A 23,241-nucleotide genomic window follows, 5' to 3' on the forward strand; every position below is an offset into this window, starting at 1 on the left:
AAGAAAAAAATAAAAGGCAATATGCCCTAATTGTCGGTTTTCGAGCTACCAACGGTAACCATCATACCGAACGGCATTCATCACCCACCTATAGAGGATGGGCGACTTCTGCCTGTGTTGAGTTAAAAGACTTTCAAAAGACTGAATGTATAGATAAAAGAAACCACCAACTAGCAGCATCTCTGACGATAGTTGGCAGTTTTTATTGCTATCTTCCAGCGACGATCCTAGGCCGGTTCAATATGCACATCCGTATCAAATACTTGGAATCGTTCGGCTAGCATGCATTCTATTTCATCCGCCACTCGATGGCTTTCTTCGACGGTCAAGGTTTTCTCCATCGCGATCACCACATCTACAAAGACATTGGCGCCATACATCCGTCCACGAATCGATTTGACCGACAAGACCTCCGGTAATCTCGCAATGGCTTGCTCATACTGCAGGACCAAAGCGTCATCGAATCCATCAGATAATGAAAAAGCACTTTCGCGAAAAATATCGATGGCTGTTTTTAAGATCAAAATTGCCACCACGATTGCTGTCAGACTATCTAGCCAACCTAACCCAAATGAAGCAGCGAAAATAGCGATTGCCGTGCCTATACTGGTCCAAGCATCACTGCGATTGTCCTTGGCAGCTGCTAAAAGTGCCGAGCTTTTGACTGCAGCAGCCAAATTTTTATTATAAAAGTAGACACCATACATCAGGATTGCCGAGACGATTCCGACGACCGCCGCCACCATATCTGGACTTTCTGTTTCACCAGCAATGATCGTTTGAATCGATGAAATCAAGACTTGTGCACCCACGGCGAGCATAATCAAAGATGTCACAAGACTAGCAACATTTTCAGCTTTCCAATGGCCGTATTTGTGTTCTTTATCCGCTGGCTTCTGTGCGACCCGTAAGCCAATCAACACAGCGATGGACGCGATAATGTCTGTTGCATTATTCAATCCATCCGCCCAGAGTGCTTCAGAATTGGCAAAACGTCCTATCAGCAATTTAGCAGCTGATACCACTATATAAGCGGCTATGCTGATCAAGGCGCCTTTTTCAGCCTTCTTTAATTCTTCATACCTTGCTTGATTCATCTTATCCCTCCATTAGTCAATTTGAAAATAATAACTGAAAATTTCAACCGTTGCATCATTTATTTGAGAGAATTAATCATTTAGGAATGGCAAACATTCACTTCTCGTTGCACGAATTTACAGCATCGCTACTACCAAAAAAAGTGATATGGCAGGGCTGCCTTTGTTTTCCTGTAAAAACAAGGCGCTGTCATATCACTTTTTTTACCTAATAAATACGATTCAATTGACCTATTCGTTGACCAGCAATTGGTGGTTCATCTCGCTGAATTTCTCATTATGAGAAGAGACCATCGCTTGCGGTACACTTGCTGGATCAAGATAATGTTTGATTTGATTAATTGCTTGTGCGGCATCTTGAAACGCACCTGCCAACAAATTGACTTTACCAGCAAAATAATGGATATCCCCTGCTGCAAAGACACCTGGATGACTGGTTTTCGTCGGAATGTCACAGTTTAAATAAAAATCTTCATGTTTTGCCAGATCAAAGGATACTCGATCAAGCAATGCACTGTCGCGATCATAACCATGCTGGATCAACAGATGATCACAAAGATAATCAATGCGTTCTTGCGTTTGACTATTTTTCAGAGTCAAGATCATATTGAAAGTATCGGCCTGATTGACACCATCGATGGTATGATTCATGATCACATGGATACCTTCCGTGTTTAACTTCTTGACCTGTGCTTCATGGGCTTTCAGGTGTTCACCACGATAACATAAAGTAACCTTCGCACCATAAGAAGCAGCTTCGATCGCGTAATCGACAGCCGCATCGCCACCACCAGAAATCACCAAATGTTTGCCATTGATGGCTTGCTGATCAGGAAATTGATAATGAATAAAATCATCGACATTATTATGGATGAAACAAGGTAATTTTTGTGGGGAAACCACACCACCGCCAATACAGACCAGTACGGTGCGGCCGACATGTGTTCTGCCTAAATCATCTTCTGCATAGAACAAATCATTTTCTTTCGTTAAGGCAACGATTTTGGTTTTCGTATAGACAGTTGGATTGAATAATTTCGCTTGTTCAATCAACTGTTCTTTGACTTTCTTCCCTTTGGTTGGGGGCAGAGCACCCACATCCCAGACCATCTTCTCAGGGTAAAAATTGATTTTACCGCCTAATTCTGCTTGTGCTTCAAAGATCGCAACAGATAGGTCGCGTAACCCTGCATAAAAACTAGCATATAAGCCAGTCGGTCCACCGCCGATAATTAAGACATCCATGATTGTTGACATCGCTGTTTACCTCCCTAAATGAAAATCATTCTCAATTGATTACTTGAAATTATAGACAACTTACTTACATTTGTAAAGAATTTTCTGAATATATTTTCAAATAATGATGGTTTGTTTAACGTTGTGCTGATTGAAAAAAACCAGATATTTTTCTAAGAATATGCTGATATTCATTTGTGATAGCGACTGGATTCAAGGTATACTCATATAAAGTAGGTGAAATAATGGAAGTAGAAAAATGCTATGCTTCTTTGCAAGACGGCTCTGTTCTTTATTATGAAAAAATTGGTCATGGAGACCCACTCTTTTTGTTGCACGGCAACGGTGGCAGCAGTGCCTATTTCTCACATCAGATTGCTGCACTCAGTGCCCAACATCAATTATTTTTGATCGATAGCCGCGGACACGGCAAGTCCACCAATCACCAAAAGAAAATGGACTTCTTTATCATGGCAGATGACTTGATGGCCATTATAAAACAAGAAAAATTGACGAAAATCTCTCTACTAGGCTTTAGTGATGGTGCCAATTTAGCGATGGTCTTTTGTCATCGCTATCCTGAATTTGTCCACTGCTTGATTTTGAATTCAGGCAATACCGAACCACAAGGGGTTCGGCTGCTTTCACGAATTGGCAGTTTGATCCAATATCTAATCGTTTGGTTATGTGCGCCATTTTCTAAAGGGATGAAAGGTTTTTTGCCGATCTTAGGCTTGCTCTTTCGGCCAATTGGTTTGACGACGACAGATTTGAATCACATCACTGTACCAACATTGATCTTAGTTGGCAAGCGTGATTCAATCAAATTATCCCATTCATTCTATATCGCCAATAGTATATCGAGCGCAAATTTCATGGTCGTCAAGGGCCAAGGTCATAGCTTTGCCCGAAAAAATCCGCAAGTATTCAATACAAAAGTATTGTCTTTTCTGGAAAAAGTTGGAGGTTGACATGAACGTCTTACAATGGATCAAAAAGAAACAAAAAATAGTAAAAACATTATTCTTGATCACAGTTGGTGTGATCGTCCTATTTGAAATCCTTTCTTTAAGTAAAACAATCTCTATCGATCAACTGCAATCGATTTTTGCTACCTTATCGATCGGTCAGTTATTCCTGATGGCTGTGATTGGATTGCTCTGTGTGCTGCCAATGATTGGTTATGATATCGTCCTCAATCGTATATTAGAACAGCATCTGCCAAAACCGTATCTATTAGAAACCAGCTGGATGATCAATTCTTTGAATAACCTTGCTGGGTTTGGTGGGTTGATCAGTGTTGGGTTGCGTTCGCAATTTTACGGAAAAGAAAAAAAAGGCGCCGATGTGGCAAAAGCACTCTCGAAAATTTTCATATACTTGATGTTCGGTTTATCAATGCTCTCATTGATTGGCTTGCTTCTCCTGCTTTTTTATCCGGTATCTCCTTTTATTCATCAATACTGGATTTGGCTTTTGGGGGGCAGTCTATACTTCCCAATCGTTTATCTTCTTAGTTTGTCGCAAAAAAACAGCTACTTAGGTAAAATGAAGCAACAGGATCGCTTGCTGTTAATTGCTACCTCTTTATTTGAGTGGACTGGTGTTTTTGTTTCATTTATTGCGATTGGCTGGTTGATGGGCATACATGTTGATGTCTGGCAATTATTGCCTTTATTTATCGCTGCCTCGCTGATTGGGATCGTTTCAATGATTCCCGGGGAATTAGGTAGCTTTGATATCATGATGATCATGGGGATGAGCACCTTTCAAATTCCTAAAGAAACTGTCATCGCATGGCTGTTGTTATTCCGCTTGTTCTACTATGTGATTCCATTCTTGATCGGTATCGTTTTTTTCACAAAAACACTTGGTACATCTTTTAATACCCGATTTGCTGGATTACCCAAAGAGTTAGGTTTGGAGATTGTCCACAAAATTGATGTATTTCTGTTGTATCTAACAGGAACGATGTTGGTTTTATCTGCCACGATTCCTGATGCCTTTGAGCACATCAAATGGCTGGCACATCTCAACCCAATACGACTCAACTTTATTTTGCAATATCCGAGCATCATACTAGGATATCTGTTCATTGTGGCTGGCAGAGGCATCTCTGCTCGAGTTAAAAGAGCTTACTTCCCGACACTTACGTTGATAGGTGCAACGATCATTTACGCATTTATCGGCGGCTTTCGCTTGTCGACTATGCTGTATTTGATCCTTCTATTGGCCATGATCATTCTATCTAAAACGGAATTATTCCGTCAGCAAATCGTTTACTCATGGGAAGCATTAACGATCGACGGTTTGCTGATGGGCTCATTGACGATCATGTATGTCGTGATAGGGATCTATAACATGCCTCGCCTTTATGGTCATCCCCATCATCACAACATTGATTTTCTCTTGTTCCCCTCGGAAAAACTGTGGCTGCAAGGCTTCGTTGCGATCCTGATCGTTGCGCTCGCCGTGATGTTTTTCGCACGCTACCTGATGGGACGCAAACATCAAATTGGCGTTGCACCGCAAACAGAAACCATTCACTCAGTATTAGAGACCTATGGCGGAAACAGTGATAGTCATCTCGTCTTTTTGCAAGATAAACAAGTTTTTTACTATCCAAACGAAACAGAACCAGAAGTCTTTTTCCAATTTGCGACGTGCAACAATAAGTGTTTGGTCATGGGTGATCCTTCAGGCAACAGGGCACATTTTCCTGAAGCCATTCAAGCATTTATTGAAGAAATGGATCAATGGCACTATCTCCCCGTTTTTTATGAAACAAGCGAAGAGATCGTCCTACTGCTGCATGAATTTGGCTATGACTTTATCAAGTTTGGTGAGAAAGCATTGGTCGATCTTTCAACCTTCACTTTATCGGGCAAGCGAATGAAGGGGCAGCGTGCCCTCAACAATAAAATTACCAAAGAAGGCTTCTCCTTCGATATCTTGCAGCCGCCTTTTTCGCAAGAAGTCTTTGGCGAATTAGAAGCTGTGTCCGATAAATGGTTAGATGGACGCAAAGAAAAAGGCTTTTCCTTAGGTTTTTATTCAGAGTCATACCTCAATCAGGCGCCTGTAGCTGTTGCCCGTAATCAAGCAGGGAAAGTGGTCGCATTTGCTTCTTTCATGCCAACGTATCAAGAATCAACTGCCTCCATTGATTTGATGCGCTATGATCCGGAGCTGGCGCCAAGCGGCACCATGGATTACTTATTTATCCAACTCTTCGGCTATTTCCAAGAAGCTGGAAAACAGACCTTTGATTTGGGTATGGCGCCCCTTGCCAATGTGGGTACTTTCCGGTCGAGTTTTATTCAAGAGCGCATCGCCTATTTGATTTATAACTTTGGCTCACGCTTCTATTCATTTGAAGGCTTGCGTGAGTACAAGCAAAAATATGCCGCTGTATGGCAACCGCGCTACACACTTTATTCTAGAGATAGTTGGCTAGGATATGTCATGATCGCTCTCTTGATTGTGGATAATAAACCGATCAACCGTCCATAGTTCCATCTTGACTGATGAATCGAACAAGAAAGGATCTTAGCTCGCTAAGGTTCTTTTTTTGTTATAGTCTTTTCACGCATCACCTGAGCACTTCATTTGCAAGAAGGAATTAAATTGCGTACAATTAAATTGTAAAAAATAAACTTTTGGAGTGATTATCTGATGAAAAAAATGTATTCTACAAAAATGATCAATACTGGTGGCCGTTCTGGTGAAGTGCATAGCCCTGATCACTCACTTGAATTAAATATCGCAGCACCCGGCAAACGTGTTGAAAATGCCACAAACCCTGAACAATTATTTGCTGCTGGTTTCGCTGCATGCTTTAACAGTGCCTTAGACTTAGTCAAATCAAGCAAAGGCATCAAAGGTGCTTCAACTGTGGCTGCACAAGTTTCTCTTTATGCAGAAAGTGAATCAAGTTTTGTTTTAGGTGTTGAACTTGAAGGTTCGATTGAAGGATTGTCTTTAGAAGAAACACAAGAATTGTTAGAAGTTGCCCACACAGTCTGTCCCTATTCAAAAGCAACTGCTGGCAATATCGATGTGACAGTGAAAGCTGTCGAAGCGTAGTCTCTCATGTCTGAAGACAGACACACGGCATTGAATGACACAACACCCTTCAATGCACTCGCATTAGAAAATCAGCTCTGCTTCTCGCTTTATGCTGCATCTAAGGAAATCATCAAGCAGTATAAACCCTTATTGGCCCCATTACACATCACCTATACTCAATATCTTGTGATGTTGGTTTTATGGGAACATGACGACTTGTCTGTCAAAGAACTAGGCAGCCATTTATGCTTAGATTCAGGGACATTGACACCCGTACTCAAAAAATTGCAAGATAAACAATTGCTTGATCGCATACGGGATCAACGAGATGAACGCAGTGTCGTCATCTCATTGACAGATGAAGGGCGTGCACTACAGAGTAAAGCTGCAGACATTCCCAAAAAATTACTTGCCCTCTTTCCATTGACCGCAACGGAAGCAGCCACATTACAGATGTTGGCAGGCAAACTAGTTCAGGGCAGCAGTGATATATAACGAAAAACTATACCTTTCGATTCTCTATCAGAGAAAAGAAAGGTATAGTTTTTTTATGATTTAACCAAACACGCCACTGTACGATAGATCATAGAAAATAGGTTTATGAAGCTTTGTCACATTTGGCCTCATCAATCATGACTAAAAGTTTCTGACAAATTTCAGGAGAATCGATTGACTGAATAACATTTTTAATCAAAGCCTGATGCTGATCGCCAGTCAGCAATTGTTGAAAGACATCATGTTCAGTCACCGCGGGTTGGAACCTTCTAGCCAAAACTGATCCGCTCATCTTGATGCTTTCAATCTCTAAAATGCCATGATTCAATAATTTCCGGATGACCGCCAGGACAGTATTGCGATTCATCCCAAATCGTTCACTAAATTCCGCACAACATAGTGGTTCAGAGGTTGACCAAAAGCGAACCAGAACCTCCCACTCTTTCTTTGAAAAATCTAAATAATCCATAAAATCCTCCTCCAAATTCCCTTCTTCCTCATTCAAGAATAAATGACCATCTTTATGATAGACATTCTAAGTACCGTTTTAGGCACATCTTTTTTAACTACACTTATAATAACTTATTTTTAACCTATATTCAAAAGTATTTTTCATCATTTTGAATAATATTAAAGTTATTTTAAGTATTGACGTTTGATTACGCTTAAATAATCGTAAAAATCAAGCTTTCATGGGGTGTTTCATTCATCGCATACCCACAAAGTTCTTTGTTGATGGTGAGATAGTCTTTTTCAACCATTTGGATGAGTTCTTCTTCAGCCAAATCTAGATCAGCGATTGACAATAAAGAGTCCAACAAAACAAAGCGCGCATCCAATCCCATTAATATTGGATACACAGACCAAAAATTTTTTCCATTGATTTCCGATAAGGTTTGTTCGAACTTTTTCTTCAACTCTACGATGTATTGTCCTATTAGGGAGTCAACTTGCAGCTCATTCACATGCAATTGTCGTGAGATCATCTGTTCAAAATAGTGATTTGTATTCATAAATAACTTCATTTTATCCATCAATTTTTACATCCTTTGGCTTATATCGACAGCAATCTCGATATATTTTTTTCGTATTGATCAATAAACGGCATTTTCCGTTAATCATTAGGAATAGATCGTTCTTCATTATTTATATCATGTTGCTGGCCGTTTTTTTTATCAATTAATGCGTAAGTTCAATAAAAAAATGAGAATATTGTTTTGTTCATGCGAAGCAAATTGGCTCCTTCAGCATATTTTCAGACATTCTGACAGTTTGCCGGTATAATAAATTTATAGACAAAAAGAAGGAGCGGATAAAAAATGGGACATTTAACAAAACATACTACGACTGTTGGCACGACAAAAAAAGCACAAAAAGCACAGCGGATCGCTTCACTTGAAAAATTCGTCAAATATAGCGGCTTTGCGCTAGCAGCCTTCTCTTTGATTCTCAAAATCGCCAAAGAACGCCAAAATTGATTAAGGATTTCCTTTACTATTATGCCCTCTCATGCGAGAGGGCTTTTTTACGCTACGGAAACAATACCTTCAAAAGAATAGTTTTGGCCACCAAAGAGGCACTTTAATACTTCCATGTAAGTGGCAGCATGCGTCATTGGCCAACTGAATCACTTTTCTCTTGTTGGTCATCATCAAAAAAGGCGGTGATTGCTTCTTTATTTTTCTCTTTATCAATCGTCAATACACTCCCAACTGGTGTATCGTCAGCAAAATCCCATGAATGATCAACTGGAATCGACAATGCATCAATGTCCCCAGTATCCCCTTTTAGATAATCCATTAAGACATCGATCACCACTGAAACTGGCAAATTGGTATCGATTTGTCCGAAAATATTGCCTACAGCTTTAGGGATTCTGGTCACTACAGAAAGGCTTTTGGCTTGTTCAGCAATTGCTTCCATGACTTGATGCTGTCTGCGGACACGTCCAAAATCCCCTTCTTCATCTTTGCGAAAACGGGCATATTGCAAAACTTGATGACCATTCAGCTTCTGTTCACCTTTGGTTAGATGAATTTTGTCTACAGTCAAGTCTTTCTCCACATCGATGGTCAACCCTTTAGGAAAAAGCGTATCGATCGCTTCTTCAAATTCCTCAAACGTCAATACCATATAATAATCGGGGGTAAGATCAAATGTATCTTTCAGCGTTTGCGCAAGTAACTGTTCACCCCCAAAAGAATATGCTGCATTGATTTTTTCTTCACCATAACCTGGGATCGTGACATAGCAATCTCTCATGATCGACAACAGTTTCGCTTGTTTCTCCTTGGTGTCGTACTGTGCCACCATTAATGTATCCGAACGGCCATTTTCATCTGCACTGCGGGCATCGGAACCAATCAGAGTGACTTGGATCACATCCGGGATATCTTTTGCTGTTTCTTTAGTTGAAGCTGTTGTTTGCTGTGGTGTAGTGGTTTTGGTCGATGCTTTGCGATAAGCCAAACTGAATTCCGTAGTCACAAAGGTGACCAATACCAAAATAAAAGATAATACAATTAAAACAAAACTTTTAAAAAAACGACGTTTCATCTTCAGTTCCCCCTGCTTTTTACCAATCATCTTGAGTGGCTAGTATAAAGAGATCGTTGCTTATACTCTTTGCAGGCGAAACCCAACGCACGTTATTTTAAACAGGAAATAAAAACCAACTGATAAAAAAAGACAAACTTCTATTGTGAGTAAGAAGTTTGTCTCTATTTCCCCTCATCGTCCGAGTTTTGACACTATACAACGTAAAGACAAGTCTTAGCTATCTTATGAAAAGCCTTAATCCGACAATTCCTGTTTTACACATTGGCGTCTTTCGACGTTTCTGCGCAATAGCTTATGTTTGTATAGGAGCCTCACCTAACAAGTATTTAGTTATTTAATCTCTCGATGAAAGGATACATTTTTCACAGGTCAATGGCAATGAAAATATCTATATTGACAATAATTTAATCTTTTCTTTACTTTTTTTAGCGCATTTAAATATATAAGGATTAAAAATGAAGCCCTTTGTTGAAAAAACATTTCCAAACAAAGGACATAGATAGTTGATACTATTATGCAAAGAATGATCCGCCAGTAATACTATAAACTTGACCAGTCACATAACTTGCCTCATCAGAAGCTAAGAAAACGTAGACTGAAGCCAACTCGACAGGTTGACCAGCACGTTTCAATAATTCATTTTGACCAAATTCAGGAATGGCTGATTGTGGTTGTCCTCCTGAAATTTGTAATGGGGTCCAAATCGGTCCTGGTGCAACTGTATTGACCCGAATCCCTTTTTCACTTAATTGTGCTGCTAAGCCTTTACTAAACGACGTGATTGCGCCCTTCGTTGCTGCATAATCTAACAGTTGCGCACTAGGTTCTGCACTTTGGATCGATGTCGTAGTCAGTATACTCCCGCCGGCCGGTAAATAATCCAGTGCTTCTTGGACAGTCCAATACATCGAAATGATATTGATCGTAAAGGTATCGTTGATTTGCTCTGTGGTCAAATCTTTGATGTCTTGCACGGCTTGTTGTTTCCCTGCATTTAATACCAATATATCTAAACCGCCTAAAGCAGCTGCCGCATCATGCACGAGTTTGCGGGTAAAGGCTTCATCTCTTAAATCACCTGGTAAAAGCACAGCTTTTTGTCCGGCTGCTTCAATCACAGCTTTGACTTCCTGGGCATCATCTTCTTCAAAAGGCAGATAGTTGATCGCAACATCGGCACCTTCTTTGGCATAAGCAATCGCTGCTGCCCGTCCAATTCCGGAATCACCACCGGTAACTAAGGCTTTTCTGCCGGTTAATTTTCCTGAGCCAGTATAACTTTCTTCACCACAATCGGGAACTGGTTGCATTTTCCCTTGAATCGCGGGTGCTTCTTGGGGTTGTTTCTCAAACTTACCATTGTAATACTTGGTTAATGGGTTGCTGATTTTTTCTGACATTGTCCATTTCCTCCTAATGTTTTGTGTGTAGCAAGTAATTTTTATCCTTCTAATAAAAAGTGTAGAGGAAAAAAATAGAAAAAGGAAATAAAACGCACCTCTTCTCAAAGAATGCACAAAAAAAGCCGAATCAGATCGTTCGGCTTCGTCATCATTTAGACTCACAAAAGGGGTTCGGCAGAAATTGCGCCGATCGTATCATCTTCTGTCGAGATGGCCAATCCAAGATGGACCGCCAGCAAATGGAGCTCACTTTCTGGGATGACATCTAACACCGTGCCGATTTCTTTGGCTAAAGCCATGGCTTGTTCTGACACCGGCGGAAATTGGTCAATCAATGTTGCGATATCCCATTGATCATGGATCACCCGTTCAGCCAATTCCTTTAAATGAACCAAAAAAAATTGCCAATGCTGTGGATGAATCGTCAACTCATATTGATTCAAGACATCGATACACGTTTCTACTATTTTTTGAAATAACGGATCATTAGAGATCATGAGCATTTTACGCTCAACAACAGTCGGGATTCCCACGAATACGCCTCCATTCTTATCAAAACAGAAAAAGTCGATGACTGAGCATCTACTACAGGAGATCGACTTATACTCTCATAATAATGAAAGCGCTCTTTTATTTCAAGAGGAACGAGATAAAAATTGTAGGTATTCTTTTGACGAAAAACAACGAAATGATCAATTTGGATTGATCCCTAAGGTAATCCGTCCTATGCGGCTAATTCTGGTCAATTGCCATACGGGTGACCAAACAACCTGCACGTTGACCGCCTCGATGAATGGCAGTTCACCCAAACGAGCTTGCATTTCTGCTGGAACGGAATCAATACAACCGCAACCTGCACCTGTAAATGTCATCTCAATCGTGCAGATACCACGATCACTGACATCTATGCGGTAAATCAATCCTAAATTGTAGACATCTAATCCAATCTCTGGATCCATTACCAACTCCAATTTCTCAATGATCGCTGATTGATTTGCTTCAGCTAATGGGTTCATGATGATTTCATTTGACATGGCGAAGTCCTCTTTTCTCAAATAATTATCTTCTATTTGACCATGAACAAAGGGAAATAACAAGGATTTTTTTAGAATTTTCGCAATCTTTCGAAAATGATTGCGCTTTTCGCGAAAGTAAGGTTAAATAGAAGGAAAACACTTGAAGGGTCTTATCGAGAGGAGTGCTGTACGATGACAGAAGAAACAAGTAAAGATATCCGCATTCGCAGTCATGTCTATGACAATATGGTCAAATCACCGAACAGAGCGATGTTACGTGCCACAGGTATGGACGACGAAGAATTCAAAAAACCTATCATAGGCGTGATCAGTACTTGGGCTGAAAATACCCCCTGCAATATTCATCTCCACGACTTAGGAAGACTAGCCAAACAAGGTGTTGTGACCGCCGGTGGCTGGCCAGTTCAATTTGGGACAATCACAGTTGCCGACGGCATTGCCATGGGCACCCCGGGAATGCGTTATTCATTGCCTTCCCGCGATATCATTGCTGATTCCGTCGAAACTGCCGTCAGTGGTCACAACTGCGACGCATTTGTTGCTATTGGCGGGTGTGATAAAAACATGCCCGGTTGTATGATTGCGATCGCCAACACGGAAGTACCAGCTATCTTCGTATATGGCGGGACGATCGCCCCAGGAAACCTAGATGGGAAAGATATTGATTTGGTTTCTGTTTTTGAAGCGATTGGCCAATGGAACAATCAAGATATCACGGAAGAAGAAGTACGGCGTATTGAATGTAATGCCTGCCCTGGCCCTGGCGGTTGTGGTGGGATGTATACAGCGAATACAATGGCAGCCGCCATCGAAGCCATGGGCATGAGTTTGCCCGGATCCTCTTCCCACCCAGCTATCACTGAAGAAAAATTAAAAGATGTTGAAGCAGCCGGTGAAGCGGTCTTGCAACTGTTGAAAAAACAAATCTTCCCTAAGGATATTATGACCCGCAAAGCCTTTGAAAATGCAATCACTGTGGTCATGGCTTTGGGTGGCTCAACAAATGCCATCTTGCATTTGATGGCGATGGCCCATGCAGCGAATGTTGATTTGACGTTGGATGATTTCAACGATTTCCAAGCGAAAGTTCCACATTTGGCGGATCTCAAGCCTAGCGGCCAATATGTTTTCCAAGACCTTTATGAAGTCGGTGGCGTGTCGGCGGTCATGAAATATCTTTACGAAAATGGCTTTATCCATGGTGACTGTTTGACCGTAACGGGCAAAACGATTGCTGAAAATCTAGCAGAAGTCCCTTCCCTAAAAGCTGGTCAAAAGGTCATCATGCCATTAGAACATCCAAAACGCAAAGATGGGCCTTTGATTGTTTTACATGGCAACTTAGCACCAGACGGCGCAGTAGCCAAAGTCTCTGGCGTGAAAGTCCGACGACATGTCGGACCTGCCAAAGTCTTTAATACAGAAGAAGAAGCCATCGATGCGGTGCTGACAGATGAGATCGTTGATGGAGATGTGGTCGTTGTCCGTTATGTCGGACCTAAAGGTGGACCTGGTATGCCGGAAATGCTTTCCCTATCCAGTATGATCGTTGGGAAAGGTCAAGGTGAAACTGTGGCATTACTGACTGACGGTCGTTTTTCCGGTGGTACGTATGGTCTGGTCGTGGGGCATATCGCGCCTGAGGCCCAAGATGGCGGACCTATCGCACTCCTCAAGACAGGGGATACCGTGATCGTCGATCAAGATACCAAGGAATTGACTATGGATGTATCGGCAGAAGAATTGGCTCGCCGTCAAAGCGAATTAGTGATTCCGCCCCTGCATTCTCGTGGTGCATTAGGCAAGTATGCCCATATTGTGTCGAGTGCTGCCAAAGGCGCAATCACGGATTTTTGGCAAGGAAATAATTGACCCCCACATAAAAAGGTGCTGCATCCTCAATGGAAAGGATGCAGCACCTTTTTGATTGTTTCACGCATTAGCTTTTTCGTTTCTTATTGAAGTAGAAACCTGCGGTACTTGTTAATACCACGATACTTCCCCCAATCAACGCAAACCAACGATTGCTGGTATCATTTGTTTTGGGTAATTTCCCTGATGGTTTCTCAGGCGTATTTGGTGTATTCGGTGTATTTGGCATCAGATGATTGATCAGTTGACCTGCATCCACTTCAGTTGGTTGACCCGCTGCATGTGAAGCTATCACAAATTTGATTGCTTCATCTGAGATTTGATAACCCTTCGGTGCTTGGGTTTCCACAAATGAATACTGCCCTGGCGCTAAGCCATCCACTGTAACAATTCCCTCTTCACTCGAGGCCAGATTTTCTGCTACAGTTGCGCCTGTTTCATCTACCACTTTGAAGATGGTGCCTGCTAAAGGTGTATCGTCTTCATCGGTTTTCAATAATGTGGCACTGCCTTGATAATCGATCATTGTTCCGGCATCCACGACTGCTGGTGCTCCAATTGCGGATGTGGCGATCTCAAAGGAGATGGCTTGGTCATTGATCAGATACCCCGTCGGTGCTTGGGTTTCTACAAATGAATACTGTCCTGGTGCTAAGCCATCAACTGCAACAATTCCCTCTTCGTTCGATGCCAGATTTTCTGCTACAGTTGCACCTGTTTCATCTATGACTTTGAAGATGGCCCCTGCTAGTGGCGTTTTATCTTCATCGGTTTTCAATAATGTGGCACTGCCTTGATAATCGATCATTGTGCCTGTGAATACCGCTTCTGGTTCGCCAGACGCACTTTCATTAATGGTAAATGGCACTGCTTGTTCATTGACTAAATGACCGCTTGGCGCAGAAATTTCAACAAATGTATAATCCCCCGGTGCTAGCTGCCCAATAGAGATCAGACCATCCGTATCTGTGATCAAATCATCGACATTGATTCTTTTTCCATCTGCATCGAATACCGCAAAGGCAGCACCTTGTAATGGTTGTCCTTCTTCATTTGTCTTTTTCAGTACCGCGCTGCCTTGATAGTTAATGAACGTGCCAGCAAATAACACAGGTTTTCTAGCCGCATGGTTTGGAATCGTAAAGGCGATTGAGTCAGTATTTAGAATATAACCTTGCACTGTGTCATGCTCAACAAATCGATAGTTCCCCGGCGCCAAGTCATCCACTTCAATTTCCCCCTGGGCGTTTGTGCTTAAAGGTTCGTTATTGATTTGGTTGTCTTGGTCATCTAACACATCAAACGTGACATTGGCCAGCGGGGTTCCATCTTCTGCTGTTTTGACCAATTTCTCTGAACCTTTGAAATTGACAAAGTTTCCTAAATGCAGTATTTCTGGTGCGCCAGTTGATACTGGATCAATCGTAAAGGAGACGCGTTGGTCATTGATCACATAGCTTTCCGGTGCTTTGGTTTCTTTAAACTGATAGTTACCTGGTGCCAATCCAGCTATTTGTACATGACCGTCTTTACCCGATGCGGTTGTTGCGACTTCATTTCCGTCTTGGTCGAGTACCGCAAACGTTGCACCTTGCAGACCGTTTCCTGCTTCATCGGTTTTGATCCATTCAGCACGTCCTTGATAATTGACCAAGGTACCTGCTTCTATGGTCTGAGGTTGGCCTTCGGCTGCATCATCGATCGTAAATGTCACCGGCGTATCATTCAAAATGTACCCTGCTGGTGCTTGGGTTTCGACAAAGCGATAATCCCCTGGTGCAAGGTCTTCCATTTGTACACGACCATTTTGATTGGTGATCAAAGGCTCCGTGTTCACCACGTTGTCTTGACTGTCAAGGACATCAAAGACTGCCCCCGCCAATCCATTGCCCCGGCTATCGGTTTTTATCAATGAAGCTGAGCCTTGATAATCAATAAAGTCTGCAAGTGCAATTTGAGCTGGTTTGCCAGGTTGACTTGCTTCGATAGTAAAAGTTGTAGAAGCTGTGTTGATGAGATAGCCATCTGGTGCTTGGGTTTCTTTAAAATGATACGTACCAGGCGCCAATCCATCAACAGAAATCAGGCCTGATTCATCCGTGATCAGCGCTGATTCATTTACCACTTGGTCATTGTCATCCAATAGATCAAATGATCCCCAAGACAACGGGCTGTGATCTGCATTTGTTTTTCTTAGTTGAACACTTCCCTGGTAATTGACTAAATCACCTAGATCAACTGGTGTTGGTTTTCCCAATTGGTCTTTGATTGTAAATGGATGCTGTGTTTCATCTAATATATAACCTGAAGGCGCGTTGGTTTCCACCAATACATAGCTGCCAGCCTCAAGTCCTTTGGCATAGATTTCTCCTGCTTGATTGGTCACGATCGTATCCGTATCCGTTGCATCTTTCGTGGCAAAGTGGACTGGCGTGCCTGTCACTTGTACATCTTTGTCGGTTTTATAGATTTGATAGCTGGCATTTGCAAGACCTTCACCAGCTTGATTGACTTTATGACCAATCAGTTCACTTTGATAATTTGAGAAATCTAGATTATCGATGACTTCATTTTCATCATCTTGTGAATCTATCGCAAAATAGATGGGTTGTGTATTGATCACATAACCAGAAGCAGCATCAACTTCAACTAATTTATACGAACCTACGCCCAAATCAGCTAGGTCCAACACACCATCTTCTCCAACGGTGATTTTCCTCGCCAGTGTTTGCTCACCATTTGTGATTCGATAAAGGTCAAAGGTCGCGCCGGCGATCGAACCGCCATCCCCTTTTTTGGTCACTTCGGTTTTGCCGCGGAAATTTTGAAAATCGCCTTGATCAAATACGCCAGGATCACCTTGATACTCGGTTGGAATATCTACACGGATCAACGCAGGATTAATAATATAATCCGTACCATCTTCAGCGGATGGTGCTTTGATTTCTTGGTAATAATAGGTGCCTGGTGCTAAATCAGAAAAGACAATTCGTCCATCTTTGTCGGTTGTCATTGTGACATCCATTTTTTCTTTGTCGCTATTATAAAGAGTAAAATCAGCGCCTGCTAATCCGGTGCCAGCAGTATCCGTTTTACGGATCGAGAAGCTAGCTTGATAATTTTTCAGAGATCCAGCATCAACACTGGCAGGCGCACCTTTAGCTTCATTTCCTATCGTGAAAGCAACTGCCTCTGTATTAAGCAAATAGCCATCTGGTGCTTTGGTTTCAACAAATCGATAATTTCCTGGCGCCAAATGATCGATAGTTACTGTACCATCTTCTTTGGCGATAATCGGGCTGCTATTGACGACTTGATCCGCTTCGTTTATCACATTAAAAGCAGCACCTGCTAATGGGTTCCCTGCTTCATCCGTCTTCTTGAGGCTTGCTGATCCTTGATAATCAACCAAGGCGATTGGGGTGGTACCATCCGGTTGGACAGTCACTACGTCTGGCTCTCCTGCTTGACTGTCTGTGATGTCAAATGGAATCAACGTTGTATTGATCAAGTAACCCGTTGGTGCCTTGGTTTCTTTGAAAGAATACGATCCTGGTGCTAAATCTGTTGCACGAACGAGGCCATCTTCATCTGACACTAGTGGTTGATCATTTACGGGATTCCCTTTTTGATCAAGCACATCAAACGTTGCTCCAGCTAATGGTTCTCCAGTATCCGAGGTTTTGGTCAACGCAGCAGTCCCTTGGGCATTCGTCACTGTCACTTCGACAGTAGGTATTTGCTGCTTGTCTGTTTTAGCTACGATAAAACTGTGTGGTGTCGGATCGAGAATATACCCTGTCGGCGCTGCGATTTCTGTTGCCCGATAGATGCCGACTGGCAAGCTTTCGATGACCAGATCTCCATTTTGATCGGTGGTGTTAGGATCGATTGCCACTTCATCCCAATTATTTCCAGAGACAGAAAGACGGTTGAGACGCTCGATTTTGAACTGTGCCCCCGTTTGATTGCTTTGCCCACTAGTAATTGGATTCCCTGCCGTATCTACTTTATGCAAGATCACTTTGCTGCGTTCATTCTCTAACACAAGAGGTGCCACTTGATCGCCTGTATTCGCGGCAGTAATGGTGACACGCTTTCCTTTGGCCAAATCATTAGATACTGTATACCCATCAGGCGCAGTGGTTTCAAACAATAAATAGTCGCCGAATGGCAATGCACCAAAGGTGATTTGTCCTAATTTACTGACATCCCCTTCTCGCAATAGTTGCGATTTGGTTGTATCCCACAATTCGAAATGCGCACCAGTCAATGGCGTCGTCCCATCACTGTCCGTTTTTTGTAAAATCAAACGACCCTTTTCTCCAGACGCATTTCCTGAACTATGATCGATTTGCACGGTCACATCATGGGCATTGTCGCCTGACACTTCTTCTGTGTTGTCCCCGGTGACCTTCACATTGTTGCTGACTTTATCTGTATTGCCTGCCGCAGAAGAAGTGATAAAACTACGATAGGTCATATAATAAGCCGTCGTGATTTTGTTTGCTAATGTGACGATCATTTCTTGTTGGCCAGTGGCATTATTTGTCGTAACAACTACTGTAAAGTCTTTATCAACTGTTAATGGTGCCTCCATATTGGGTGTGATAGTTCCATCTGCAGCAACTTCTGTTTGAAACAATTGAACGGAAGACTGATCGATCACTTGGTTTGTCGATGGCGTATCTGTGATCTTCACATTGCTCAAAGTAGACTGGGAAGGATTGACCAACATTTGCCAGTTGACGTAGTCTGGATTTGCTGCATCTTGTGCGCCAGTTTTTTCAACAAGTTCGCCACCATATTTAACAGAAACTTCTCCAGTGACTTTCCGAACTTCCCCATTGTTTGCATATTTGGCAACATTGGTATAATCGCCTTGTTTGCCTATCACTTTAGCGGCAACGGATGTTTGAAATTCAATCAGATAGGTTTGTGCAATATCATTGGGAAAATCAACTTCGATGGTCTGTTCATTCAGCACATTCGGTTCTGTTACTTTACGCATCTGCGCATTGACAGCTTGTTCAAATCGCTTCGTGACGGAGCCATCTGGATTGGTCTGAGCATTGAAGACTTTCAAGCTACCTGAGAGATAGGATTGATTGTTTAATACCGGGTCGATCAATGTGGCATTTTCTAACTGATTGCCACTGAGATTGACAGCAACCGTCCATGTGATCGTTTTTGTCACAGCATTGTAGACGCCACTTTTTTGGGCATTCAATGCATAGGGATAATTGGGTTTAAAATCTTTATGATCATTTGAATGATGTTCGTCTCCATTTTGATCATACCAATTAGCATTGATCCCGTTGGTGAAGTGATTTAAGCTCGATTGATCTGGATCTAAGTTGGATACATCAAAATTTGTTCGATAATTGATCGTCAATTCATGATCGGTCGACGCATAATCACCAATCAAATGAACAACAAATCCTGTTTGATAACCGTCATTATCTGTTGTCAAAACTATCGTGTAGTCTTTATTTGGCTGCAATGTCACGTTCGCTGTTTTGTCGCGAATATCCAGATTATATTGCGCACCTTGTCTCAAAGCCATGCTCAATCCACGAGCAGGGGCATAGGTGTCTGTCAGAACCAGATTTGTCATAGCATAGTGGTTCTTGTTGACACTGATCGACCAATCGACTGTACGATTGGCATAATCGATTGTGCCAATATTTTTGATCACGTTTTGTTGTTGTGCTTGTCCATTAGAAGAAGCATGTTCTTCATCATTCACAGAAACTTGATTGCTGACATCAGTCGTTCCATCTACGATCTGATTGACGTCAGTTTTATAATCAATTTGATAGGCTTGATCCACATCTTTTAGAAATTGTAAGGTGAAGCCATGGCCATCGCTTGCCGGCACAACTTGATAGTCTTTGCCAGCTTCTAACGATTGACCTACAGTTTCCTTGCCATTTGTGTCAAAGCTTATGGGTCGAACAACAATAGACGAAGACACAAATTCAAGATTATTACTAGTAGTATCTGTCAAATGTGCTTGAGATTGCTCTATTTTCTTCTCGCCATAATTGTACTTGATACGCCATGAGAATTGTTGCTTGCCAGAATCGTATCCTATGTTTTGTTTTGTTAACAGTTTGCCATAATTCGCAGTGACCGTTGCTTTGGCATCAATACCGTCCGGGTCATTGTCATCGGTCAACATCGCCTGATTGACAAAAGGCACTTGTCCACCTTTATCCGGTATGATCGACTGATTGATGGCTGTTTGGTAAATCAAGCGATAGGCATTTTGCGTGCTGCCGTTGACAGTTACGTTGCCTTTTTGATTCACAGTGTATTCGGATGGATCGAGCAAACGGCCTTGCGCTTTGATCGTTCCATCTAAGTTCATAACCAATTCATAGACTTTCACCGATTGATAATCGATACCCTTCGGCCAACTTTCAGTGATCGTCGGGTTGGTCAATGCATGCATAGCATGGTTAAAATCAATGGTCCATGTCACTGCCGAAGGATTCGGTGTCCGATCAAAATGGCCCTGTTTGTCGATTTCTTTTTCGGTATCTGGACGTATAAAGACATCGACTGGTGGCAGTTGATCTTCTGCAGGGAAAGTAATCGTTGTATTCCCCGGTCCATCTAAATGGGCCGTATCGAAATGGGTGTCAAATGTATAGTCCCCTTTGATATCCGATTCTGTCGTTACATTCTCAGTAAATGTAAAAACAACATGGCCATCGGTATCAACGGTATAGGTGGCATAGACCTCATCACTACCATCTGTTTTCAACTCCCCAGATAATGTACGATTCGGTTTTAATTGATCAGGTAATTGAAAGTCAAAATAATCCCCAGCGACTATTTGTTTTCTGACGTCTTCCGGAATTTGCCACATATAATAGAGCAAGACACTCATTTTATCGGTCAGCGGTGGTTGGACTTCTTCACCAGCTTCGTTTTTGTAGCTGATTTTGGTGTCCGTCAAAATCGTACCGGTGCCATTTGGGAAATACGTACGAATATCGGTTGCTTCATGGCTGACCTACTCGGAAGAATCCGTTGTTTGATCATCCCCAGAAGTAGAATCTGAGGAGACAGCTGCTCTATCTGACCGATTGGACTCTTCACTAGAAGGCGTTGTCGTTTCGGATTCAGAGGTAGTGGTACTTGTTGAACCTGTCGCTTCACTGCTCGTTGTGGTTGTCTGATCTGCGGCCACATACTGATCAGGCAATTGATAAGAGATTGTCTGATCTTGGTATGTAAAATCGACTGTGCCATTCTTCAGAGAAGTGCCGTCTTTGATCGTCAATAAGATTGTTTTACTTACGCTCTCTTCTGCTGGCTGTACGGATAATTGAATGTTGTCTTGTGTGTCATGAAGAGAAACTGTATCTGTCATCGACGTATCAGCAAAAGCCACACTGGAGAAAATCTTTTCTGAGGATTGAATCTCCAGACTTTCTTCTGTTTCCCCAGCTTCTAGGTCGACAGACAAGGCAATTTGATTGTCTGCTTCCCCTTTCTTTGCTTCGACAAGTGTCATTTGTGCATTTTTTTGCATCAGCACTTGCGCCACTGCTGCCACAGGTGCTACGTATTGAAACAAAAGCAAACCCAGCATCATCAAGAAAATTGGTTTACGTGCTTTATATAAACGCCCCACATTTTTCCACTCCTTCAATAGATTCATACGTGCCAATCATACTCTTTTCTATCCATTAATCGAGGAAAAAAATCATTTTTTCACATTCTTCTCACTTGAAAGCGGATCATGTGAAAAAGATTCACATGATTCTATTACTTAAGTTATTAAACAAGCGACAGTTGCATTACACGATTCAACATCAATCTGTTTAATCTGTCACAATTGAAAGTAAAAACCAATTTATCTGCACAAAAAAAGCCGAATCTAAGATTCGGCTTTCTCATCAATTATTCATCAAATAAGCTGCTGCCATTTGAGGCAATCACATCTTTATACCAGAAGAAACTATCTTTACGGGAACGGTCGAATGAACCATTGCCTTCGTCATCGGCATCGACATATACAAACCCATACCGTTTAGACATTTCTGAAGTGGACGCGGATACTAAATCTGTACAACCCCATGGTGTATACCCCATTAATTCGACTCCATCTTCGATTGCTTCATACATTTGTTCAATATGGGCTTTTAGGTATTCGATCCGATAAGAATCATGGATCGAGCCATCTTCCTCAACTGTGTCTAATGCCCCTAAGCCGTTTTCCACAATAAACAAAGGCACTTCGTAACGATCGTATAAGTTGTTCAACGTCACCCGCAAGCCGATTGGATCGATTTGCCAACCCCAGTCTGATGCATCCAAATACGGATTGGATTCACCTAATGAGAAGTTTCCGGCTGCTGAATCACCGCCTGCTTCCGGATTATGGCGTGCGATCGAACTCATGTAATATGAGAAGGACATGAAGTCAACTGGATGTTGTGCCAAGATATCTAGATCGCCGTCTTCAAATGTCACTTCGATGTTGTTTTCTTTGAAGAACCGTTTGGTATAAGCTGGATATTTCCCACGTACTTGTACGTCCGAGAAGAATAAGTTCTCATGGTCTTTTTTGATTTCTTCCATAACATCCGCTGGATTTGGTGTCGCTGGGTAAGATTGCATCCGCGCCAACATCATCCCTACTTTGATTTCAGGATTGATCTCATGGGCAAATTTTGTTGCTAAACTTGAGGCAACAAATTGGTGATGCACTGCTTGATACATATCCGATAGGTTTTGAGTGCCATCTTCAGACACCAAGGCACCGCCAACATAGCCGGAAATCCCCATGATATTGATTTCGTTAAATGTCAGCCAGTATTTGACTTTGTCTTTATAACGCGTCAAGACAGTTTCTGCGTATTTCACGAACAAGTCAATGACTTTACGATTTTTCCAGCCACCGTAGTTCAGCGCGATGCCGATTGGTGTTTCGTAATGGGACAAAGTCACCAATGGTTCGATCCCATATTTTGCACACTCATCAAAGACATTGTCATAAAATTTCAGGCCTTCTTCATTTGGTTGTGCATCATCGCCATTTGGAAAAATTCGTGACCAAGCGATCGATAAACGGAAGGTTTTGAAACCCATTTCCGCATATAGCGCAATGTCTTCTTTATAACGGTGATAAAAATCTGAGCCCCAGCGCTTAGGATATAAGCCATCTTGATCGTTCAAGGCAAATTCGATTTTTTCTTTCGTCATCGGCGCCGCAAAGTCTTCGATATTTTTGCGGTCTTCGGGTTTCACAGCTACGGCTGTATCAGATGTTGCCGGTCCACGGCCGCCTTCATTCCATGCCCCTTCGAATTGATTGGCTGCTGTTGCCCCACCCCATAGAAATCCTTTTGGAAACTGTTTGTCTGTCATTACATGGCCTCTTTTCTATTAATCGGTCGTGGGCCATCCTGTCATAGAACTTTGTCTGAAAAGGGATGGCCTCGTACCGTTGTTCAT

The 23,241-nt window shown here is 42.1% G+C and carries 17 protein-coding genes and 1 riboswitch; of the genes, 6 read left to right on the forward strand and 11 right to left on the reverse strand.

Annotation, left to right across the window (positions count from 1 at the left end):
* Positions 1-227 precede the first annotated feature (227 nt).
* Positions 228-1,097 carry a cation diffusion facilitator family transporter gene (locus AEQ18_RS01540; RefSeq protein WP_054114613.1) on the reverse strand — a complete coding sequence of 290 codons (870 nt, stop codon included), beginning with the start codon at positions 1,095-1,097 and terminating at the stop codon, positions 228-230.
* Between the two features lie 231 nt (positions 1,098-1,328).
* Positions 1,329-2,354, reverse strand: a complete 1,026-nt coding sequence (locus tag AEQ18_RS01545; protein ID WP_054114614.1) for an NAD(P)/FAD-dependent oxidoreductase — start codon at positions 2,352-2,354, stop codon at positions 1,329-1,331.
* 224 nt (positions 2,355-2,578) lie between these two features.
* Between AEQ18_RS01545 and AEQ18_RS01550 the strand changes: the two genes are divergently transcribed.
* The 4 genes from AEQ18_RS01550 to AEQ18_RS01565 all read left to right on the forward strand — a co-directional run bounded on the left by AEQ18_RS01550 (position 2,579) and on the right by AEQ18_RS01565 (position 6,896).
* The gene (locus AEQ18_RS01550; RefSeq protein WP_054114615.1) at positions 2,579-3,304 is read left to right on the forward strand and encodes an alpha/beta fold hydrolase; all 726 of its coding nucleotides are present in this window, start codon (positions 2,579-2,581) and stop codon (positions 3,302-3,304) included.
* A gap of 1 nt (position 3,305) precedes the next feature.
* Positions 3,306-5,846: a bifunctional lysylphosphatidylglycerol flippase/synthetase MprF gene (mprF, locus tag AEQ18_RS01555; protein ID WP_054114616.1), complete on the forward strand. Its 2,541-nt coding sequence runs from the start codon at positions 3,306-3,308 to the stop codon at positions 5,844-5,846.
* Positions 5,847-6,008: 162 nt separating this feature from the next.
* Positions 6,009-6,419, forward strand: coding sequence for an organic hydroperoxide resistance protein (locus AEQ18_RS01560; RefSeq protein ID WP_054114617.1), 411 nt, complete (start codon positions 6,009-6,011; stop codon positions 6,417-6,419).
* A 6-nt stretch (positions 6,420-6,425) separates the two neighbouring features.
* Positions 6,426-6,896 carry a MarR family winged helix-turn-helix transcriptional regulator gene (locus tag AEQ18_RS01565; RefSeq protein ID WP_054114618.1) on the forward strand — a complete coding sequence of 157 codons (471 nt, stop codon included), beginning with the start codon at positions 6,426-6,428 and terminating at the stop codon, positions 6,894-6,896.
* A 103-nt stretch (positions 6,897-6,999) separates the two neighbouring features.
* Here the strand turns inward: AEQ18_RS01565 and AEQ18_RS01570 are convergent, their stop codons facing one another.
* Positions 7,000-7,365, reverse strand: a complete 366-nt coding sequence (locus tag AEQ18_RS01570; protein ID WP_054114619.1) for a transcriptional regulator — start codon at positions 7,363-7,365, stop codon at positions 7,000-7,002.
* A gap of 196 nt (positions 7,366-7,561) precedes the next feature.
* The gene (locus tag AEQ18_RS01575; RefSeq protein ID WP_054114620.1) at positions 7,562-7,930 is read right to left on the reverse strand and encodes a DUF7006 family protein; all 369 of its coding nucleotides are present in this window, start codon (positions 7,928-7,930) and stop codon (positions 7,562-7,564) included.
* A 285-nt stretch (positions 7,931-8,215) separates the two neighbouring features.
* Between AEQ18_RS01575 and AEQ18_RS15665 the strand changes: the two genes are divergently transcribed.
* Complete coding sequence (locus AEQ18_RS15665; protein ID WP_160316043.1) at positions 8,216-8,374, forward strand: hypothetical protein; 159 nt, start codon at positions 8,216-8,218, stop codon at positions 8,372-8,374.
* A 133-nt stretch (positions 8,375-8,507) separates the two neighbouring features.
* On the opposite strand, the gene AEQ18_RS01580 is transcribed toward AEQ18_RS15665, so the two are convergent.
* From AEQ18_RS01580 to AEQ18_RS01595, 4 genes are all read right to left on the reverse strand, one after another.
* On the reverse strand, positions 8,508-9,452 hold the full coding sequence (locus AEQ18_RS01580; protein WP_054114621.1) for an LCP family protein: 945 nt from the start codon (positions 9,450-9,452) through the stop codon (positions 8,508-8,510).
* A 165-nt stretch (positions 9,453-9,617) separates the two neighbouring features.
* A riboswitch (M-box (ykoK) riboswitch) is annotated at positions 9,618-9,785 on the reverse strand.
* A gap of 182 nt (positions 9,786-9,967) precedes the next feature.
* Positions 9,968-10,855, reverse strand: a complete 888-nt coding sequence (locus AEQ18_RS01585) for an SDR family oxidoreductase (protein ID WP_054114622.1) — start codon at positions 10,853-10,855, stop codon at positions 9,968-9,970.
* A gap of 161 nt (positions 10,856-11,016) precedes the next feature.
* Complete coding sequence (locus tag AEQ18_RS01590) at positions 11,017-11,391, reverse strand: PRD domain-containing protein (protein ID WP_054114623.1); 375 nt, start codon at positions 11,389-11,391, stop codon at positions 11,017-11,019.
* Between the two features lie 159 nt (positions 11,392-11,550).
* Positions 11,551-11,892 (reverse strand): metal-sulfur cluster assembly factor, encoded by a 342-nt coding sequence (locus AEQ18_RS01595; protein ID WP_054114624.1) that lies wholly within the window; start codon positions 11,890-11,892, stop codon positions 11,551-11,553.
* Between the two features lie 174 nt (positions 11,893-12,066).
* Here AEQ18_RS01595 and ilvD point away from each other — a divergent pair, with 174 nt between their 5' ends.
* Entirely contained in the window at positions 12,067-13,767 is a 1,701-nt protein-coding gene (gene ilvD / locus AEQ18_RS01600) for a dihydroxy-acid dehydratase (RefSeq protein ID WP_054114625.1), read from the forward strand.
* 67 nt (positions 13,768-13,834) lie between these two features.
* Here ilvD and AEQ18_RS01605 read toward each other — a convergent pair whose 3' ends face one another.
* From AEQ18_RS01605 to AEQ18_RS01615, 3 genes are all read right to left on the reverse strand, one after another.
* The gene (locus AEQ18_RS01605) at positions 13,835-20,734 is read right to left on the reverse strand and encodes a SpaA isopeptide-forming pilin-related protein (protein WP_054114626.1); all 6,900 of its coding nucleotides are present in this window, start codon (positions 20,732-20,734) and stop codon (positions 13,835-13,837) included.
* 57 nt (positions 20,735-20,791) lie between these two features.
* Positions 20,792-21,442: a hypothetical protein gene (locus AEQ18_RS01610; protein ID WP_235505464.1), complete on the reverse strand. Its 651-nt coding sequence runs from the start codon at positions 21,440-21,442 to the stop codon at positions 20,792-20,794.
* Positions 21,443-21,684: 242 nt separating this feature from the next.
* A complete protein-coding gene (locus AEQ18_RS01615) occupies positions 21,685-23,154 on the reverse strand; it encodes a glycoside hydrolase family 1 protein (protein WP_054114628.1) in 1,470 nt (489 codons plus the stop codon).
* Positions 23,155-23,241 lie beyond the last annotated feature (87 nt).

Origin of the sequence: Enterococcus sp. RIT-PI-f (assembly GCF_001297065.1) — a bacterium.
Taxonomy (GTDB): domain Bacteria; phylum Bacillota; class Bacilli; order Lactobacillales; family Enterococcaceae; genus Enterococcus_D.

What these genes read in the sequence shown, in the direction of transcription:
- AEQ18_RS01570 (WP_054114619.1), bottom strand. Translation starts at nt 7,365, where the DNA reads ATGGATTATTTAGATTTTTCAAAGAAAGAGTGGGAGGTTCTGGTTCGC.
- AEQ18_RS01565 (WP_054114618.1), top strand. Translation starts at nt 6,426, where the DNA reads ATGTCTGAAGACAGACACACGGCATTGAATGACACAACACCCTTCAAT.
- AEQ18_RS01595 (WP_054114624.1), bottom strand. Translation starts at nt 11,892, where the DNA reads ATGTCAAATGAAATCATCATGAACCCATTAGCTGAAGCAAATCAATCA.
- AEQ18_RS01575 (WP_054114620.1), bottom strand. Translation starts at nt 7,930, where the DNA reads ATGGATAAAATGAAGTTATTTATGAATACAAATCACTATTTTGAACAG.
- AEQ18_RS01610 (WP_235505464.1), bottom strand. Translation starts at nt 21,442, where the DNA reads ATGAATCTATTGAAGGAGTGGAAAAATGTGGGGCGTTTATATAAAGCA.
- AEQ18_RS01560 (WP_054114617.1), top strand. Translation starts at nt 6,009, where the DNA reads ATGAAAAAAATGTATTCTACAAAAATGATCAATACTGGTGGCCGTTCT.
- AEQ18_RS01550 (WP_054114615.1), top strand. Translation starts at nt 2,579, where the DNA reads ATGGAAGTAGAAAAATGCTATGCTTCTTTGCAAGACGGCTCTGTTCTT.
- AEQ18_RS01540 (WP_054114613.1), bottom strand. Translation starts at nt 1,097, where the DNA reads ATGAATCAAGCAAGGTATGAAGAATTAAAGAAGGCTGAAAAAGGCGCC.
- AEQ18_RS01545 (WP_054114614.1), bottom strand. Translation starts at nt 2,354, where the DNA reads ATGTCAACAATCATGGATGTCTTAATTATCGGCGGTGGACCGACTGGC.
- mprF (WP_054114616.1), top strand. Translation starts at nt 3,306, where the DNA reads ATGAACGTCTTACAATGGATCAAAAAGAAACAAAAAATAGTAAAAACA.
- AEQ18_RS15665 (WP_160316043.1), top strand. Translation starts at nt 8,216, where the DNA reads ATGGGACATTTAACAAAACATACTACGACTGTTGGCACGACAAAAAAA.
- ilvD (WP_054114625.1), top strand. Translation starts at nt 12,067, where the DNA reads ATGACAGAAGAAACAAGTAAAGATATCCGCATTCGCAGTCATGTCTAT.
- AEQ18_RS01615 (WP_054114628.1), bottom strand. Translation starts at nt 23,154, where the DNA reads ATGACAGACAAACAGTTTCCAAAAGGATTTCTATGGGGTGGGGCAACA.
- AEQ18_RS01585 (WP_054114622.1), bottom strand. Translation starts at nt 10,855, where the DNA reads ATGTCAGAAAAAATCAGCAACCCATTAACCAAGTATTACAATGGTAAG.
- AEQ18_RS01580 (WP_054114621.1), bottom strand. Translation starts at nt 9,452, where the DNA reads ATGAAACGTCGTTTTTTTAAAAGTTTTGTTTTAATTGTATTATCTTTT.